The organism is Streptomyces viridiviolaceus (genome assembly GCF_014650995.1).
Classification (GTDB): Bacteria; Actinomycetota; Actinomycetes; order Streptomycetales; family Streptomycetaceae; genus Streptomyces; species Streptomyces viridiviolaceus.
This window is the reverse complement of sequence record NZ_BMWA01000005.1, coordinates 274,994-293,117: the sequence shown is the minus strand read 5'-3', so window position 1 is coordinate 293,117 and position 18,124 is coordinate 274,994. Positions and strand designations below refer to the sequence as shown.

Annotated in this window: 8 protein-coding genes; 4 read left to right on the top strand and 4 right to left on the bottom strand. The window is 73.5% G+C overall.

Features of this window, described 5'->3' with window-relative positions; genetic code table 11:
- Nucleotides 1-34 precede the first annotated feature (34 nt).
- Together IE260_RS09090 and IE260_RS09085 are read left to right on the top strand one after the other, a co-directional pair.
- Nucleotides 35-2,578 carry a CHAT domain-containing protein gene (locus IE260_RS09090; RefSeq protein ID WP_189869973.1) on the top strand — a complete coding sequence of 848 codons (2,544 nt, stop codon included), beginning with the start codon at nt 35-37 and terminating at the stop codon, nt 2,576-2,578.
- On the top strand, nt 2,578-11,838 hold the full coding sequence (locus IE260_RS09085) for a hypothetical protein (RefSeq protein ID WP_189869972.1): 9,261 nt from the start codon (nt 2,578-2,580) through the stop codon (nt 11,836-11,838). The genes IE260_RS09090 and IE260_RS09085 overlap by 1 nt, the downstream gene beginning before the upstream one ends.
- Before the next feature lie 449 nt (nt 11,839-12,287).
- On the opposite strand, the gene IE260_RS09080 is transcribed toward IE260_RS09085, so the two are convergent.
- Nucleotides 12,288-12,713, bottom strand: coding sequence for a secondary thiamine-phosphate synthase enzyme YjbQ (locus IE260_RS09080; RefSeq protein ID WP_189869971.1), 426 nt, complete (start codon nt 12,711-12,713; stop codon nt 12,288-12,290).
- Between the two features lie 98 nt (nt 12,714-12,811).
- Between IE260_RS09080 and IE260_RS09075 the strand changes: the two genes are divergently transcribed.
- On the top strand, nt 12,812-13,891 hold the full coding sequence (locus IE260_RS09075) for an NAD(P)-binding domain-containing protein (protein WP_189869970.1): 1,080 nt from the start codon (nt 12,812-12,814) through the stop codon (nt 13,889-13,891).
- A 12-nt stretch (nt 13,892-13,903) separates the two neighbouring features.
- Here the strand turns inward: IE260_RS09075 and mltG are convergent, their stop codons facing one another.
- Together mltG and IE260_RS09065 are read right to left on the bottom strand one after the other, a co-directional pair.
- Nucleotides 13,904-14,779 (bottom strand): endolytic transglycosylase MltG, encoded by an 876-nt coding sequence (mltG, locus tag IE260_RS09070; protein ID WP_189869969.1) that lies wholly within the window; start codon nt 14,777-14,779, stop codon nt 13,904-13,906.
- A gap of 43 nt (nt 14,780-14,822) precedes the next feature.
- On the bottom strand, nt 14,823-16,625 hold the full coding sequence (locus IE260_RS09065) for an ABC transporter ATP-binding protein (protein ID WP_189869968.1): 1,803 nt from the start codon (nt 16,623-16,625) through the stop codon (nt 14,823-14,825).
- Nucleotides 16,626-16,729: 104 nt separating this feature from the next.
- On the opposite strand from IE260_RS09065, the gene IE260_RS09060 reads away from it, so the two are divergent.
- Complete coding sequence (locus IE260_RS09060) at nt 16,730-17,194, top strand: MarR family winged helix-turn-helix transcriptional regulator (RefSeq protein WP_189869967.1); 465 nt, start codon at nt 16,730-16,732, stop codon at nt 17,192-17,194.
- A gap of 15 nt (nt 17,195-17,209) precedes the next feature.
- On the opposite strand, the gene IE260_RS09055 is transcribed toward IE260_RS09060, so the two are convergent.
- Complete coding sequence (locus IE260_RS09055; RefSeq protein ID WP_189869966.1) at nt 17,210-17,959, bottom strand: hypothetical protein; 750 nt, start codon at nt 17,957-17,959, stop codon at nt 17,210-17,212.
- Nucleotides 17,960-18,124: the final 165 nt, after the last annotated feature.

Sequence of the window (18,124 nt, the reverse complement as noted above, 5' to 3'; positions counted from 1 at the left end):
CCCCGTGGGCTGACGTGATGCCTGGAGCACTCCCATGGATGGCCGCCTGTACCGCCCCATCACGGACTTCGTACTGCGACTGGAGCGTTCCGGCCTGCCGTCACCGGACGTGAAGCCGGGTTACGTCCCGGTCCTGGTCGAGGCCACGGATCCCGAGGGGCGGGTGTGGCGATCCGACGGACACCAGCCGGTCTGCACGGACGCGAGGCAGCGGGAGAGGGGAGCCAACTGGCCGGCACGCGACGGCAAGTCGCTCCTGCCGGAGGGGCCGGTGCGCGACGCCTTCCACAACTCCGTGGCGCGTGCCGACGCGTCGGGCCTGCTGCTGCGGGTCTGCCTGGAGGTGACCGATCCCGACCTCGCCGACATACCGTGGGAACAGGCGCTGGTGCCCGAGAGGCAGGACGGCACGCCCGTCATCCGGCCCGGACCCGGGGTTCTGGCCCGCTATCGCGGCATCCTGCCGGTCCGCCGGGTGGCCGGGCTGCCCGCACGCTTGAACGACCCCCACCCGGACGACCTGACCGGTGCGCTGGTGCTGGGCAGTGCGCTGCAGGTGCGGGGCGAACTGGTGTGCCCGGACGGGCGGAAGGAGACGATCGAGCCGCTCGTCGGGGCCGACGCGGACGCGAGTGTCGCCGGGGAGCCCCTGGTGACGAGGACGCGTCACCCCGTGCGTCCGCTGGAGTACCCCCTCACCGCCTCGGCACTGCGCTCGGCACTGCGGGCGCCCGCCTGGTGCTTCGCCTTCCAGGGGCACGGCCTGCGCGACGGACTGGTGCTGGCCGGACCCGACGGGGTCACCCCCGAGTTCGTGGGCGCCGGTGAACTGGCCGAGGCGCTCACCGGAGCGGGAGTCGCGGTGGTCCTGCTCCTGGCCTGCCGGACCGCCGCCCCCGGACACGGGTCGGTGGACCCGAGCCTCGCCGAGGCGCTGGCACGCGGCGGTGTTCCGTACGTCATCGCCATGCGGACCCCGGTGAGGAACATCGACGCCCACCGGATGGCCCGGAACTTCTTCGAGGAGCTCGCCGCGAGCGGATCGGTCGACCGGGCCGTGATCAGCATCCGGGAACAGACCGCCGCCGACGAGTGGCTGCCGTCGGTCTACGTGGCCGCGCAGTCTCCCCGGCACCTCCCGATCCCGCCTCCGCCACTGCCCGCCCCGCAGTTGACGGGCCTGACGGCCTACCACGTTCCCGCGGACTGGGATCCGGACGAGCCGCGTCCGCTGGTCGGGGACGGCCATCCGGCGCGTATCGACGTGCTGTGGGGCCTGGACCGGGGGCCGCTGCGCGGGGTGCTGGTCGACCCGGCGCCGGACGGGGACGCCCGGCTGGCCGCGCTGCTCACGCACGTGGAGGAGTACGTCCTGCGGGAGGAGCCGGATTGGGTGCTCGAAGGCGTGCTCCCGACGCGCCGCTGGTTCGTCGTGCGCCCCGACTGGAGAGACCCCCCGGGCGACGCCACCCACCTCGCGCACTCGCTGACGGACCACCGCCAACTCGAGTGGTACCTGGAAGCGGGGCCCGGCGCGCCGGACGCGGACGACCCCGGGTACGGCCGGCGCGTCGGCCTCGTGCTCCCCTACGACCCGGCGAGCGGTCGGGACCGGGACGACGTCGCCGCGTTCTCCCGGCGGCTGGCGCTCGCGTTCCCGGGCGCCGCGCTGATCGTGCGGGTCCAGGGCCGCCTCGCCGGTTCCGATCTGGACCGGATCAAGGACCTGGTCGACGATCTGGCCCTCGCCCGGCCGTCGGTGGCCTGCCTCAGCCGGGTCGTGCCGGGACGGCTCCCGATGGGCGTGCCCGCGGTTCCGGCGGACGCGGAGGAACGGCACCGCGCAGAGGGATCGGGCGGCTCGGTGCGGGCGAGTTGGCGCACGGAGGCCGAGAAGCTCCTGGCACAGGCGCGTTCACTGCCCCCTCAGGAGTTCGAGAGGGCACTGGCGGGAGCCGCACGGGACGACGACACGGCCGTCCGTGCCGCCGCGCTGGTCGTCGCGTCCGCCCGGTACGCCGAACTGGACGTGGTCCGCAATGCCTGGCGTGACGCGTGGCCGCCCCACCCCGGCCGTCTCGGCCTGCGCGAACACGGCGACGCGATCGTTCCGGGCCTGCTGCGCAGCCGGTCCACCGACGCGGCCGCCGTCCTGCGCACCTGGGGGCGGCTGGTCCCCGACGAGGTCGCGATGGCAGCCGGCCACCTCATGACGGTGACGGCCGGGAAGACGGAGTCCGCCGCCGGTGACACGGCCGCCCTCGCCCACCTCCGGGACTGCGACACGCCGGCGCGGGCCACGGCCGCGCTCCGGTGCGGCATAGGCAGGGAGCTTCCCCTGCGAGCCCTGGTCGCTCCGCCCGCGGACGGGCCCGCCTTCCCGCTGAGGCATCCGGCGGTCTGGGCGCTGCTCGCCCGGTCTCCGCTCACGCCGGACGCGGTCGGACTGCTCCGCGGGTGGCCCCCGGCACTGCGCCGGGTGCTCGGCTTCGACACGGACCGCGAGAACGACCCCGAGGTCCGGGACCACCTCGAACCGCTGCAGCGGATCCTTCACCCGCGCATTCCCCGACGTTGATGAGGAGTTCAGTGCTCGCCGACTGGTACTTCAGCTCAGCTCTCAAGCTGACCGTCCATCAGTCCAGGGAATACCTGGACATCATGGAGATCCTGCGTTCACCGCACAGCGACTCCGCTCAACTCGGGGTGGCTCTCGACCGGTTGACCGAACAGGAGGGCTCGGTCCGGGTGCACGCCCTGCCGGCGGTCCTCGCCCTGGCCGACCGGTCGGCCGACGACGAGACGCTGGTGGAGCGCGCGTCCCTGGTCTGGTGGACGCTGCTGTTCGAGGACGCGGAGAACGGCCCCGAGGCTCCGGACGCGAACGTCCTCGCCCGCGACCTGCACGAATTGCTGTACGAAGCCCTGTACGGCAAGGCGGACGACTTCGCCGAGCGGGTCGGCCGGGTGGTGGCGCGGGTGCCCGTGCCCGCGCCACGGACCGAGGCCGGCACGGGAGCGCGCTGGTCCCCGGCTCCGTACCACGATCTCCACGACCACGCGGTGCCCGCCGTCGCGCTGGCTCTGCTGGAACACGCCGCGGCCCACCGTCCCGCGGTCGTCGCGACCGTGTGCCTGGGCGACCGGCGCATTCCGCTGGTGCAGCGGGCCGTGGACGGCGACCTGGGCAGGCTGCCGCTGCTCCTGGCCGGCGCCGTGCTCACGCGCACCGACCGCTCGGCGACCGGTGACGAGGTCCGCGCCAGGCTCGCCGAGGCGGGCCGGGGCGCCGCGGACCTGGAGCCCGACCTCCTCGCGGCCGCCGCGCGCTCCTGGTTCGGTCACCCGGGCGACGAGTACGGCCCCGAACCCGGACTGCTCGAACCGGAGATCGCCCGGGGTACGCTCCACCGCCTCTGGCGGCCCGGGCACCACACGGCCAAGGAGCAGCGCGACGCGGTCAAGGCACGCCTCGGCGTCCTCGACAACCGCCCCGACAGCGGCCTCGTCGCCGTGCTCTGGCAGCTCACCCTCTGGGAGCTCGCGGCCGCGCACAACCCGGTGGAGACCGCGCGGCGCACCGCCGACTGGTGGGGGCCACCGGCGGAGACGCGCCTGGCCGGAGCCGAGGACGCCGGGATCGACCCGCGGTGGGCGTCACCCGACGACCCGGCCGGGCTGTCGTGGCTGACGTCCACCGCGAAGATCCACGGAAGCGTGCCCGCGCTCGCCGCGGCCGAGGCCGGGCCCGGACGGGCACCGTGCGAGGCCTGCTCCCCCTGGGCCGAGCGCACCGACGACGCCTTCCCCAGCGACGGTGTGCGGAAGGAGAAGTTCTACCGCACCAGCGACCGTCCGGCGGTGCTGATCCAGCTCGCTGCGGTCTCGTCACTGGCCGTGCGGCTGCTGCGCGACCTGGGCGCCGCGGACGCCACCGGCTCCGAGGGCATGCCCGACCACCTGCTGGGCCTGCTGTTCCACGCCGAGGACGTGCTGCGGGACGGCCCCCTCGGACCCTTCGTCGCCGAGCTGCGCAACGGCAACCAGCGTCCGCCCGGGGCCCCGGTCACCGCCTCCCTGGCGGCTCTGGTGTGGCACGCCCAGCAGGCCGTGGAACGCACGGGCACCGGCCGTCATCCCCAGGTCACCGCCGGAGCCCTCGCGGACTTCCTGATCGGCGGCGCGGGGGCCGTCGAGACGGGACGGGACCACGACCGCGGACGCCAGTGGTCGTTGCTGTTCCGCCGGCCCGCCCTGCACGGGGCGCGCCGCTGGATCCGGGAGGCGGCGGCCGGATCCCGGCACGGGGCGGGTGCCGCGCGCAACACCCTGGGCTGGTACGGCGGTGACCAACCGCACGCACGGCGCGTACTGGCCGAGGCGGCGCAGCGGATGCAGGACCTCGACGCCGCCCGCGGCAGGGACCGGCACGGCGCGAGCGACGAGCTGTTCGTCAGCGCGCTGGTACAGGAGTTCGACGGCCACTTCACCGAGCGGCCGGACTGGCTCGGGCCGCTGACCGGCGTGTTCGACACGGGTGGGAGGCCGCGCCCGGTGCCGTACGAGCAGGTGCTGGCCGCCAAGCCGTATCCGCTGGAGGTCTGGCAGCGGTACGGGCTGGACATCCCGCGGGCCATGAAGGCCCTCCGGGGCCGGGACGCCATGCGGACCGTCCGGCTCGGCGCCCTGCTGGCCTCGCCGGGCTCCGATCACCTCGACCAGCTGCAGGGGTGGGTCCACGAGTGGTTCGACACGATGTCCGCCCTGAGCCAGCCACGGGACTGGCCGAGGGCGACCAGGGCCGCGGCGATCAATCTCCTCGCACCGCTGCCGGACGGTTCACCAGCGGCCGACGCCGACCGGCAGGAACAGCTGCGGCGGGTCTTCGAGACCGTCATCGACAGCGTCGTCGAGTTCAGTGCCGCCGCCCCCCGTTACTACGAGCTGTTGTTCGACCGGCTGCGCGCCACGGGCGGGCCGCTGTCCGACGAGAACATGAACCGGCTGAGGATCCGGGCCATCAGGGCCGTTCGCCGGCGCCGCGACGCCGAAGCCGGCCTGACGGCGCTGCGCGGTCCCTGGGAGGTACTGGAGAGCCACGTCGCCCGTGCGGCCGTCGAGGCGGGACTGCGGACGTTCGTGACCGCCATCTCCACGATCTCCCTCGCCTGGGACGAACGCAGGCTCCTCGGAGAGGTCGTCGACGAGAGCTGGCGGGACCTCACCCTCGGCCCCGATGCCGCGCTGCACGTGGCGCCCGCGGACGCGCCGGGCCATCGCACCGCGGATCCCCGGCTGGTGACCGCGCGAGTCCTGGACCGCTTCCACGGCCTCCAGCAGTCCCGGGTGCTCCGGCTCGACCTGGGCACCAGGGACGGCAAGGGTGAGTCCGAGGCGGCCCCGGCCGACGTGCACGCGCTGAACGGGGTGCGGCGCCGGCAGGTCCTCGACCAGTGGCGGAAGGAACGCCGGCACCACTATGTCTCCGGTGTCGTCTGCGGCGGGCCGCTCGACGGAGCGGACGGCGACGAGGACACGGCAGCCGACGGGGATCCCGGCACCGTGCTGGTCAACTGGGGCGCGGAGGAGCCCGTCTGCGCCCTGCCGGGCACGGAGAACTGGCGGATCGGTGATCCGTGCCGTCTTGCGGTGCTCTGGGACCGCGCGGCGGGACGCTGGGTGCAGGCACCCGGTTCCCGGGTGACGCGGCCGGTCAGGCCCGCACCGGTGCACGGCGAGCTCAGGCCGGCCGAGGTGGTCTGCGCACCCGGTGTCCGCCCGCAGGTCCTGGTGAGCGGCGTCGACGTCTCGGACCAGGCGTTCGGCAGCGCGTCGGAGCGCTGGGCCCCGGACCTGTCGACACGGACCGCGGCCCCCGCACCGTACGGGTCCCCCCGTCGCCCCACCGTCACCGTCGCCCGGTGGGACGAGGAACTCACCTGCTGGCTCCCCGCCGACCGGACCGCGACGGAACTCATCGCCCACGATCTGCCCTACCAGGGGCCGGCAGGCTGCCGGGCCACGGTGCTCGTCTGCACCGGAACCCAGGAAGCCACCGGTGCGGACAGGGCCGTCGGGCACCGTTTCGTCACCGACCCGGGGCGCAGCTACGTGCTGCGGCCGCAGGACTGGGTGGACCCCGCGGACAGCCTGGAGGCCGTACTCGCCCACGGCCGCGGCACCCTCGTCTACGCCGGACTGGCCCCGGACGGCCGGCTGTTCCTCCTCGACCAGCCGCCCAAGGGCGCCGAGGAGCGCTGGGAGAACCTCTCGGCGGGCGGCCACGACACCCGCAACTGCCGGTGGCAGGCTCTCTTCACGCGGGGCGAGGACGAGTACTGGCAAGCCGAGCGGCGGGCCGACGGCTCCTGGTACACCGCTCTCGGTCCGCGCGCCGTGCCGGGTTTCCCCACCGAGGTGACGGTCACCGACCTGGGCGGGGTGGCGGGCGACCGCTGCGCGTTCCGGCCCGTGGAATGGCGTCCCGACGCGGCTGTCGTCAAGGGACGGCCGGCCGAGTACCAGCTGCGGGACCACCACACGCCCACGCCGGAGCGCTTCGACGCACTGTGGAACATCACCGAGCACGACATCCTGAGCGTGAAGCGCTGCCTGGACCCGAACCGGTACAGCCTGGTGCGGGCCGTGACCACCGACGGCCTGACGGTCCGTCTCAACGGCAGCACCTTCGCCTTCGACGAGTCGGGGGCCGTCACCCGGGTCGTCGTGACCCACGTCAAGCACATCCACGACACCTCGCACGCCGAGGCGGAGGCGCCGGTCGACGACGGCCGGTTCCTGGAGCTGATCGGGTCCGGGTTCACGGAGCTTCCCGACCCGGCACTGCTCGGTGGCGTCGTCGTGCTCATGCCGCAGATCCGCCAGGGCAACGACTTCGACTACAAGGTGTGGCTGAAGATCGGCGGCAGCGTCGTCTCCTCGCTGCTCCCCGCCGGTGCGTTCAGCGAACCCGTCCACCACACCGGAACCACCTTCACAGCGCTGCGCCGCCCCGACGGGCGCGGCTGGGAATTCCGGCCCACCCGGCGGCTCGTCTACGGCAGCCCGCTCTACCGGTGCGTCGAGCAGGACCGTCCGCCGACGGAACCGCACCGCCTCCTGGGCCGGTCCGACGGACGCGCCTACTACGGCCGGGCCGGGAGCACGGAGCTCGTCTCGGTGCCGACCACCGCGGCGGAGGGGTTCCCGGCCGGCATGCAGGGCGTCGTCGTCTCACAGGTCGCCTCGGCCGCCTGGCACCGGGACGCCCAGTGGCAGCGCCTGCTGGTGCGGTCCGGGAAGGACGAGCTGATCGGTGACACGCCGCCCGACCGGCCCGGCAGCGGTGAGGTGTACGACGTCCGCCTGCGCGTGGACAGCGCCGGGGACGGGCTCGTCACCCTGTGGCGGGAGCTGGCGGTGCGGCCGCTGAAGCGCCGGCCCCGCCAGGGTGCGGCCCCGGCGCAGCGACCGCCCACCGAGGAGTGGCGCGAGCGGCTGGCCCAGGGCGTGCTGGTTCCGGTGACGGGCAGGCTGCACGGCGAGGTCCTGGAGTGCCGGGGCGCGCGCATCCCGCTGGTGGCGGGCGACGCCCCGTACGTGGGTGCCGTCGAGTACTCGGACCAGGCCCGGGCCGTACTCATCGAGCAGGACGGTGAGCTGCGGGCGTCCACTCGGGCGGCGCAGCCCTGCACCGCGGCCGAGTTCGCCGCTGCGGCCGCAGGTGTCGCGGAGGGCATGGCGGCGGACCGGTGCGGGCTCCAGCTCGACGTCCACTACGTGGGCAGGGAGACCGACGGCGGCCGCGACGTCCGGCGCTTCGAGTGGGGCCGCGGCTTCACCGTGCTCCTGTCGGACACCGAACTGACCGTCGGCGACGACCCGGTCGGCGACGAGTACGCCTTTCCGCTGCACCACGGCGACCGGCTCACCCGCATGGATGTGCGACTCGACGCGGCGGGCCGGACCGTGATCAACATCCGTCCCGAGGAGGATGTGGAGATCGGCGTCGGCAGGCGCACGTTCATCGAGGCCGGGCTGCGGGTGCTGCACCGTCTGACTCTGGCGGTCGACCCCGCCACGGGCCGGATCGCGGTCCGGGCCGTGCGGTTGCGCCGACGGACCCGGAGTCAGGACCTCGACCAGTCGCAGACCTACCCGGTCCAGGCCGAACTCGATCCCGACAGCCGCGCCCGTGTGCTCGCCGCGCTGGCCCGCGACCCGCGCGGTGCGAACGGAGCGCAGACCCTGGAGATCCTCGCCCGGTTCGACCGCGACGCCTACGCGGCGGACTCGCGGGTCCGCCGCTTCACCTACCTCGACACCGGAGTCGGGCCCGGCGGCATCGCCGACCGCGAGCACGTGTTCATGGTGGCCGGCGGGATCCGCCGCGACGGCAACGACACCACGATCGAGTTCCGGCTGCCCGAGGACGTACTGCGAGAACCGGACACGGATCCGCTGGTCGTCCACATCCCACGCCGCCAGTTCTCCTCCCGCGAGCACCTGCTGCCCCGGCTGCTGGACGAAGGACGTCAGGACCATTACCGGGACAAGGGCGTCATGCTGGTGCGTCTGCAGAGCGATGCCCGGGACGCCGGGCGCGTCCTCGGCGACATCACCGCTCCCCCGCCCCGGGAAGGGCTCCACAGTGCCGTGGAACATGCGGGCGGCAGCCTGATCGCCGCCGTCGCCGGCCCCGACACGGTGGAACTGCGTCCCGGCGTCGTGCACCGCACGCCCCAGCCCATGGGGTACACCCGGGGCGCGCTCGTGCGGCTGCAGTCGAGGGGCGACGACGTGTGGATCACTCCGGCGCAGGACGCCGACGCGGACTACATCCCCACCCACGAGGACCGGCCCGCCGTCGTCCTGCCGAAGAACAGCCTGCTGACCAAGGGCGGCAGGCCCGACATGCCGAACGGGTTCACCGTCGCCGGTCTGCGCGGCGCGTTCGGCACGGCCGACCGGAACCACGGGCAGGAGCTGCTCGCCACCCCGCACCCCAAGGTCGCCCTGCTGCGCCGGGGCGCGGGCGGGGTGAGGCTGCGCCCGGTGGGCGGCGCCGCGGGGGGCGACCCGCGCGCGGCCACCGTGGGCCTCCACCGTGCCGAGCCGCAGATCAGGGTGGTCGGCGCCCAGGGGACCGACGCGCCGGCCGTGCCCTGGGCGAGGCTGTCCTTCCGGGACGCGGACGCGGAGGAGGTCCGCAGGCTCTGCGGCATCCGCTGGGAGTACCACGACACCGCGACCTCGTTCCTGCAGAACGGCAGGGTCAAGTACCCGTGGAAGGACCTCACCGGGCGCGTCATGTCGGAGGAGCCGGTCTTCTTCGACGAGGAGGACGGCCACTGGACCCTGCGCTACCGGCCGGAGGCCATCCGCCGGTTCGGCGCCCCGGCGACGGCGCTCACGGAGGAGCCGCGCGACGACAAGTCCCTCTCCTCGTCCCTCGTGTACACGGTCGCCGCGCCCGCGCGGCACCCCAAGGACGGCAAACTCCGCGGCCTGTGGCTCGAACTCAGTCCCGGACGGGTCGTCGAGGTCGGCACCTCGCTGCTGCTGGGGCCGGGCGTCTACACGCTGGACCGGATGGACTGGAGCCTGTTCGGCCCGGGCGACCGGGTCTCCCTGGCCGTGGTCCGCGGGGACGTCACGGACCCCAGGCGGCTGCGGCTGCTGAAGTGGGAGCCGGGCCCGCGCAGTGCGCTCCTGCCCGACGCACCTGGTCGCTCGGTGCTGCCGGTCACCCAGGTCAACGCCAAGCGCGGCGGTCTGCGGCTCGGTTCCGGCGACTACGCCCTCACCTACCCCGCCGGCCCGGCGGCAGCGTCGTACCGCACGGGCGACGCCGTCGTCCTGGACCACACCAACCACGTGTGTCCGCTCGCCGGGGCGGCCCCCGTCGCACCGGGCGACACGGCGCTGCTCGGAGTGCGGGGGCCCGACGACTCCCTCTGTCTCCTGGGCCTCCACGACACACCCGTGCGCCTGTCCGCCGACCCGGCGCACTGGCGGGGTGGCGCCTGGCTGCGCGAACTGCTGGACGGGCCCCGCGTGAGCGACGTGCTCGCGGCACTGGGCGGGGCGCTGCCGGTCACGGTCGAGGAGGCGCGGGCCGACGGGACGCTCGTGGTCGCGCGAAGCAAGCAGCCGGCAGGTGGTCTCGACCGGGCCGGTCTGTTCCTCTGCCAGGCCGTCGCCGCCTTCGACGACCAGCTGGTGCTGCGCGCGGGCGCAGCCCTGTACCGGTTGCCCCTCACCGACGTGGTACGGGGGGTGCCGCCCCGGCACGCCGAGGCGACGGCCCGGACCCTCGCCGCCGAGCGGGCGCCCGTGTGGCTCAACCTCGTGTACGACCGGGCGTCGAAGAGGGTGGTGCCGTACACCCGGCTGAGGCAGGCGCAGCAACCCCACACCGATGAGTTCGAGGCCCATCCTCTGGCTCTCGTCACGTCGGAGGACACCGTCGTCGGTCTGCTGCTGCGCGCCCCGCACGACGAGGGCTACCGCTGGCTGCCGGCCGCGAGACTGTCCTGGGCGGGCGGGCTCACCGCGGACGAGATCACCGAGCACGTGATCAGGCTGGGCAGGGTCGGCAGTGCCCCGCTGCGGGTCAGGGAGCTGGGGAGCGCAGGGGTGTCGGCCGTCGACGTCCGGCAGGTGCGCCAGGCCCTGGGTCGGTTCGCGCTGGGCTCCACCCTGCGCGTCGAGCCACTGGCGGAGGTGTCCCGCGCGCACGCCGTCCTGGCCCGCTCCCAGCCGCACGGGATGCTCGTACGTCTCCAGCCGTCCGCGACGCACGACGGCCACCAGGCCGGCGAACCGCTGCTGGCGGAGATCGCCCGGCTCGACGACCGGGGCGACCAGGTACTGGTCGAAGTCGTGCCCCACGGCGGCCGGGCCGTCGCACTGGACCTGCCGCACCGGCTCATGAGAAGCCTGCCGAAGGCGGCCGAGGCACATGACAGAACGCGGGGTCTGTGCCGTGACTGGACGGACTCGCCGGACAAAAGGGCGACCGGTCCCGACATGGCCGTGATCCAGGCCGTCGCCCGGCTGGACGGTGAGACGGGCCCCGAGGACACGGCCCGGCTGACGGGGAACCTCGATTTCGCCGTGGAGCCGGACGGCGTCCCCGACACGGGCGCACGCGAGGCGCTCGAGTCCTGGCTGGTGCAGCGCGGAAGGTCGGCGTTCCAGCTGGACGGCTCGTCCGAGCTGGAACTGTTCCCGCTGCTCGCGGCATGCCTGACGATGGCCGAACTCGGCCGCGAGGACGAGGAACTCGCGCGGGGCGCGGTCCTGCTCGCCCGCTGCACGGGCATGCGGGCGGTCCGTTCCCTGCACGTGGAGCACATCGTCCGGACCTGGCTGCCGCTCGACGCCACGGGCGATCGGGAGCCTGGCGGCAGGAGCACGATGACGGAACGGCTGAAGGCCGTCCGGCTCGCACCGCAGGCACCCACCGAGAAACTGCGCGAGCTGCTCTGGTTCGGCAACGGCGTCCTCGGCCGCATCGACGACCACGGCACTCACCCGCGGGGGATGGCCCAGGCGGTCCTCGCCTCGGTGGGCCGGGTCGGCCCGGAGATGGACCTGGCGAAGGGCGCGGACATCCTCGCCCCCCTGGCCGGTCTCGGGCGGGCCCTGACACCGCCGTCCGATGCCGCCGTGGCCCAGCCCCGGCTCCTGAGGAGCCAGCTCGCCGAGCTCGAACGAGCTGTCTACCAGTGCTACCGGTTGGGGTCGCTGCCCCTCCTCGCCGATCCGAACGGACCGACGTACAAGGAGCGGGAGCTGGCGGAGCGCATCTTGGGGAGCGTGGGCGCGATGTAGGTCTTGCGACGGCCCTGCCCCCGCCGGGAGTCCCGGCGGGGGCAGGTTCCCGGCTCGGCCCAGGAAGCTCAGCGGTGTCCGCCCCGCCGTGGAAGTACTCGCCCCAGTCGCCGTCGGCGGTGTGGCCGCGGCCGACCTGAAGCGGGCCGGGGGCGCTCCAGGAGGCGTCGAACTCCGCGGTGGCCACCGGCTCGCCTCCGACGTACAGGGTGATGTGACCTTCGGAGTCGTCGTGGGGCGTGGAACCGTGACGATCCGTCATGGTCACAAGCAGGTGAAGACGCGTTCTCTCGGAGCGCTCGAACCGGGCGTACCTCTGGGGCAGGGATCGACCGGAGCAAGGGGTGCGCACGGTGGCGCGGCCCCGGCAGCAGACCCGGCCGGCCGGGACGAGAAGGCGACGGGCCGGGCAGGCTCGGATCACACCGCGTGCCCGGACCGCCCTCGGGTCATGCCCCGAGGAAGGACAGCCGGACCTGACGGTTGGCATTGTCCTTGTTCGTGTCGACCAGGCACACCGACTGCCAGGTCCCGAGCTCCAGCCGCCCGGCCAGCACCGGCAGCGTCGCGTGCGGTGGCACGAGGGCGGGCAGGACGTGGTCCCGGCCGTGGCCGGGGCTGCCGTGCCGGTGCTGCCAGCGGTCGTCGGCGGGCAGCAGGGTGTGCAGGGCGGCCAGCAGGTCGTCGTCGCTGCCCGCGCCCGTCTCGATGATCGCGATGCCGGCGGTGGCGTGCGGGACGAAGACGTTGAGGAGGCCGTCGCGGCCCGCCGCCACCTCGCGCAGGAAGGACTCGCAGTCACCGGTGATGTCGGCGACGCGCTCCGCGGAGCCGGTGGCCAGGTTCAGGACTCGGGTGGTGAAGGCATCTGGCATGGCTCCATCCTGACGCACGGCGCCGGGCGCGCACGGGAGGGTCGGGCCGGTGATCGCCCCGGGGGAAGATCTGATCGCCGGGCACTGTTTGTAGAAAGGTGAACAACACGCGCGAGGTCGAGGTCGTCGTCATCGGTGCCGGTCAGGCCGGACTGGCAGGTGCCTATCATCTGCGGCGTTCCGGGTTCGAACCGGAGAGCGATTTCGTGGTGCTGGACCACTCCCCCGGGCCGGGCGGTGCGTGGCAGTTCCGCTGGCCGTCGCTGACGTACGGCAAGGTGCACGGGATGCACTCGCTGCCGGGCATGGAACTGACCGGCGCGGATCCGGCGCGGCCGTCCTCCGAGGTCGTGGCCGAGTACTTCGCGGCCTACGAGCGCGCCTTCGATCTGCGGGTACGGCGGCCCGTCGACGTCCACGCCGTGCGCGAGGGGACCGCGGGGCGGCTGCTCGTGGAGACCTCGGCGGGAACCTGGTCGACGCGGGCCCTGATCAACGCGACCGGCACATGGGACCGGCCGTTCTGGCCGCGTTATCCGGGCCAGGAGACCTTCCGCGGGCGGCAGCTGCACACCGCGCAGTACGCCGGCCCCGAGGAGTTCGCCGGGCAGCGGGTGGTCGTGGTGGGCGGGGGCGCCTCGGGCACGCAGCACCTGCTGGAGCTCGCCCCGTACGCCGCGGCGACCACGTGGGTGACCCGGCGCCCGCCCGTCTTCCGCGAGGGGCCCTTCGACGAGAACGCGGGCCGGGCCGCGGTGGCACTGGTGGAGGAGCGGGTGCGGCAGGGGCTGCCGCCGAAGAGCGTGGTGTCGGTGACCGGGCTGCCGCTCAACGACGCGATCCGGGCGGGCATCGACTCCGGTGTGCTGGACCGCCGGCCCATGTTCGACCGGATCACGCCCGGTGGAGTGGCGTGGAGGGACGGACGGCAGGTGGCCGCCGACGTCATCCTGTGGGCGACCGGGTTCCGGGCCGCCATCGACCATCTGGCGCCGCTGCGGCTGCGCGAGGCGGGCGGCGGGATCCGCGTCGAGGGGACGCGCGCGGTCGCCGATCCCCGGGTCCACCTCGTCGGCTACGGGCCGTCGGCCAGCACCATCGGCGCCAACCGGGCGGGGCGCGCGGCCGTACGGGACATCAGGCGGCTGCTGACGGAGGAGGCAGCGCCCGCCGCATGACGCCCCGTCGGCTCATCCGGCCGTGGCCGTCGCCCGGGACGAGGCGCTGCGCCGGTTCCGTTCGGCCTCGGCGACGTTGCGCTCGTGTTCGGCTCGGTCGGCGGTGAAGCGGGTGTCGCCGGGCTTGACCGTGACGAAGTACAGCCAATCACCCGGGGTCGGGTTGATCGCGGCGCGCATCGCATCCTCACCGGGATTGTCGATGGGCGTGGGCGGCAGGCCCATGCGCTGATACGAGTTGTAGGGACTGTCGATCCGTGTGTCCTCGACGGTGGGCTGCAGCCCGGTTCGGCCCGTGGCGTAGTTGACGGTGGAGTTCATCTGCAGCGGCATGCCGCGCGCCAGGCGGTTGAAGATCACCCGGGCCACCCTGCCCATGTCGTCCTTCGTCGCGGCCTCGGCCTGCACGATGCTCGCGATGGTCACCGCCTGGTAGACGTTCAGCGCGTTGCGCTGGGCTCCGGCGGCGATCGGTGCGCCCAGGAACTTCCTGTTCGCGGTGTCGACCATGGCGGCGAGCAGCTTCTCCGGCGTCGGCTGGTCGCCGAGCGGGTACGTCGCCGGGTAGAGATAGCCCTCGGGGTTGCCCTCCGCGTCGTTCGGCAGGTCGAGCTCGGCCTGGGCCAGGGACTGCTGCGTGGTGCCCGCGGGCAGGTCGAGGGTCTTGTCGACGGCCTCGTAGACCTGGGTCGCGCGCCAGCCCGCCGGAATCACCAGGGACGTGGGGCGGGGCGGGGCCTCCTGGTCGGCGGGGACGAGCAGCAGCAGCGCCGCGGCGGTCCCGGCCCCGGCCGCTCCGGCCGCGACCAGGGCGAGGCGGCCCCGGGTCGTCAGGCGGATCGTTTTCCTCGTACTCCTCGCGCTCCGTGACGGAGAGTTCATCTGCATGCGGGCACGGTAACCCTCGAATCGCCGTAAACCCGGCATATCGTCATCTCGTCGGCTCCAGTCGGGCGTCCCTGCGGACCAGGGCCGCATAGCGCCCGTCCCGCTCCAGCAGTTCCTCGTGGGTGCCCCGTTCGGCCAGTCGACCGGAGTCGAGGACGACGATCTGGTCCGCGCCGCGGACGGTGGAAAGGCGGTGCGCGATGGTGAGCGTGGTGCGGTCGGCGGAGAGGGCGTCGATGGCCGCCTGCACGGCTGCCTCGGTGCGGGTGTCCAAGGCGCTGGTCGCCTCGTCGAGGATGAGGACGGGCGGGTCGCGCAGGATGGTGCGGGCGATGGCCAGGCGCTGCTTCTCGCCGCCGGAGAAGCGGTGGCCGCGCTCGCCGACCACGGTGTCGTAGCCGTCGGGCAGGGCGGCGATGTGGTCGTGGATCTGGGCGGCCTTCGCAGCCGCCACCAGTTCCTCGTCGGTGGCGTCCGGCTTGGCGAAGCGCAGGTTCTCGGCGACCGAGGCGTGGAAGAGGTACGTCTCCTGCGAGACGACGCCGACCGCACGGGCGAGGGTGTCGAAGTCGAGGTCGCGCACGTCGACCCCGTCCAGGGTCACCCGGCCGCCCGTCACGTCGTACAACCGCGGCACCAGGTAGCCGAGCGTGGACTTGCCGGCGCCGGTCGGACCGACGACGGCGAGGCTGCCGCCGGCGGGGACGGTGATGTCGACGCCCTCGAGGACCGGACCACCCTTGTCGTCGTAGCGGAACTCGACGCCCTCGAAGCGGACCTCGCCCTTGACGCGGTCGAGGTGGACGGGGTCTTCCCGCTCGGTGATGTCGATCGGCAGGTCGAGGTACTCGAAGATGCGCTGGAAGAGCGCGAGCGAGGTCTGGATCTGGACGCCGGTCGACAGCAGGCTGACGGTCGGGCGGAACAGGCCCTGCTGGAGGGAGACGAAGGCGACGATCGTGCCGAGGGAGACGTCGGGGCCGCCGAGTTGGAGGGCGATGCCCGCGGTCCAGTAGATGACGGCGGGCATGGCGGCCATGACGATCGTGATGACGGCCATGCGCCAGCGGCCCGCCATGTTCGACTTCACTTCCAGGTCGACCAGGCGTTCGGACTCCTCGGAGAAGGCGCGGGTGAGCGAGTCGGACCGTCCCATGGTGCGGCCGAGGAGGATGCCGCTGACGGAGAGCGACTCGGTGACGGTGGCGGCCATCGCGGCCATCTGCTTCTGACGCCGGGTGGTGATCTTCCTGCGCTCCCTGCCGACGCGGCGGCTGATCCACACGAACACCGGGAGGAGGAGCAGCGAGACGACGGTCAGCCGCCAGTCGAGGGCGACCATCGCGACGATCGTGGCGATCACGCTGGTGAGATTGGAGACCAGGGAGGTCGCCGTGGAGGTGACCGTGGCCTGCATGCCGCCGATGTCGTTGGCGATGCGGGACTGGACCTCGCCGGTGCGGGTGCGGGTGAAGAAGGCGAGCGACATGCGCTGCAGCCGGCCGTAGACGGCGGTGCGCAGGTCGTGCATGACGCGTTGGCCGACCGTCGTGGAGATCAGGGTCTGCAGCACGCCGAAGACGCTGGTGAGGACGGCGCCGAGGATCATGCCGAGGGCGAGCAGGCTCAACAGGCCCGCGCGCCGCTCGGGGATCGCGACGTCGAGGATCTCCTTGAGGAGGAAGGGCGTGGCGACGGAGACGAGCGAGGCGGCGCCGACGAGCAGCCCGACGACCGCGAGGCGCCCGCGGTAGGGGCGGAACAGCTTCAGGATGCGGCGCACCTGCCGGGGCTGTTCCTTCGCGTCGGCGGGCGGGGTCCAGGTGGATTCGTGATCGGGGTGCATGGGCTCCTACGGGGATCGACAGGGCGGGCCCTGGGGAGGGCGTTCGGATCGTAGCTCATTGTTACCTATACTCACAATGAACGTCGTCCTGATATTGTTCCCGCATGACCGCCCCCGACCCCGACGGCCTGCTCGCCGAGCAGTTGCTGCGGCTCACCCGCCGGGTGCACCGCATTCAGAAGCGCCACCTCGAGCTGCGCGACCTCGGCATCACACCGGCCCAGTCCCGACTGCTGCGCACCCTGGCGCACTACGGCTCGCCGCCCCGCATGGCCGACCTGGCCGAGCGCCTGGAGGTCGTGCCCCGGGCGGTGACGACGCTGGTCGACGGACTGGAGGCGGCGGGCAAGGTGCGCCGGGTTCCGGATCCGGCCAATCGCCGGGTGATCCGGATCGAACTCACGGACGACGGGCGAGCGGCCCTGCGGGAACTGCGCGGCGCGCGCCGGTCGGCCGCGGAGGAGATCCTGGCCCCGCTGACGGACGAGCAGCGCGCGGCGCTCGGCGGACTCCTCGACACGCTGATCGACGGGACCGCCGTCGATCCCGGCCGGCCTGCCGGCCCGTAGCCGACGGGCTCGCGGTCAGGCCTTCAGGTCCGCCCGGTCCCCCATCACCACCACGGGGTGCCGCTCCGGGTCCAGCGTGCGCAGCAGGTACTCCATCGCCCGTTCGGGCAGGCTGACACAGGCCGACGTACCACTGCCGTGGTCCAGGTGCAGCCATATCCCACCGCCCTTGGACGCGCCTTCCGGCCGGGTCGGATCGTTCGGCGCAGTGCCCTTCACCCGGTTGTAGTCGATGGCGATGACGTAGTCGAAGTCGTGCCAGTAGGCCTTGGCCCACCAGCGCGGCGCCGCGAAGGCGGCGGACCTGGTGTAGGGCAGTCCGTCGCCCGGGTCCGGGTCCGGCAGCACGCCGCCCGCGTCGCTGAGCGTGAACACACCGACCGGGCTGCGCTTGTCGTTCTCCCGATGGTCGGTCGTCCAGCCCTTCGTGCCGTTGTGCGCCGCCCAACTGCCCGCCCGGTGCCAGGCGGAGCCCTGCCTGGTGTACAGCACGACCGTGGAGTCGGCGGAGTCCTTGCCGTCGCCGTACACCGCGACGACCTGGCGGGACTCGGCGGGGATCCGCCGCTGGAACCGGTCGCCGACGCCGGGGATCCGGGTCGGGTCGGCGGTCGCGGGGCTCGTGCCGGCCGCGGCGCCCGGGGGCCGGCCCGCTCCGGCGTCCGCGCCGGCCCCAGAGGGGCCACCGCACGCCGACAGCGCCGTCAGCAGGGATCCAAGGGCCGCCAACGCGACCGCCGTACGTCGTGCACCACCACTCCGCATCGCTCCATCCTCGCATTCGCACCCGAAAGACCCCCACCGGCTCAGGACGCGCGCCGGCCCGCGGTTGTCCCTGCCGCGCTGGGGGCCGGTCCGCCGCGGACGGCAGCCGGATCCGTACCCCACCGCGGAAAACCGCTTGCTTTTGACCACACGGCGACGCGAACC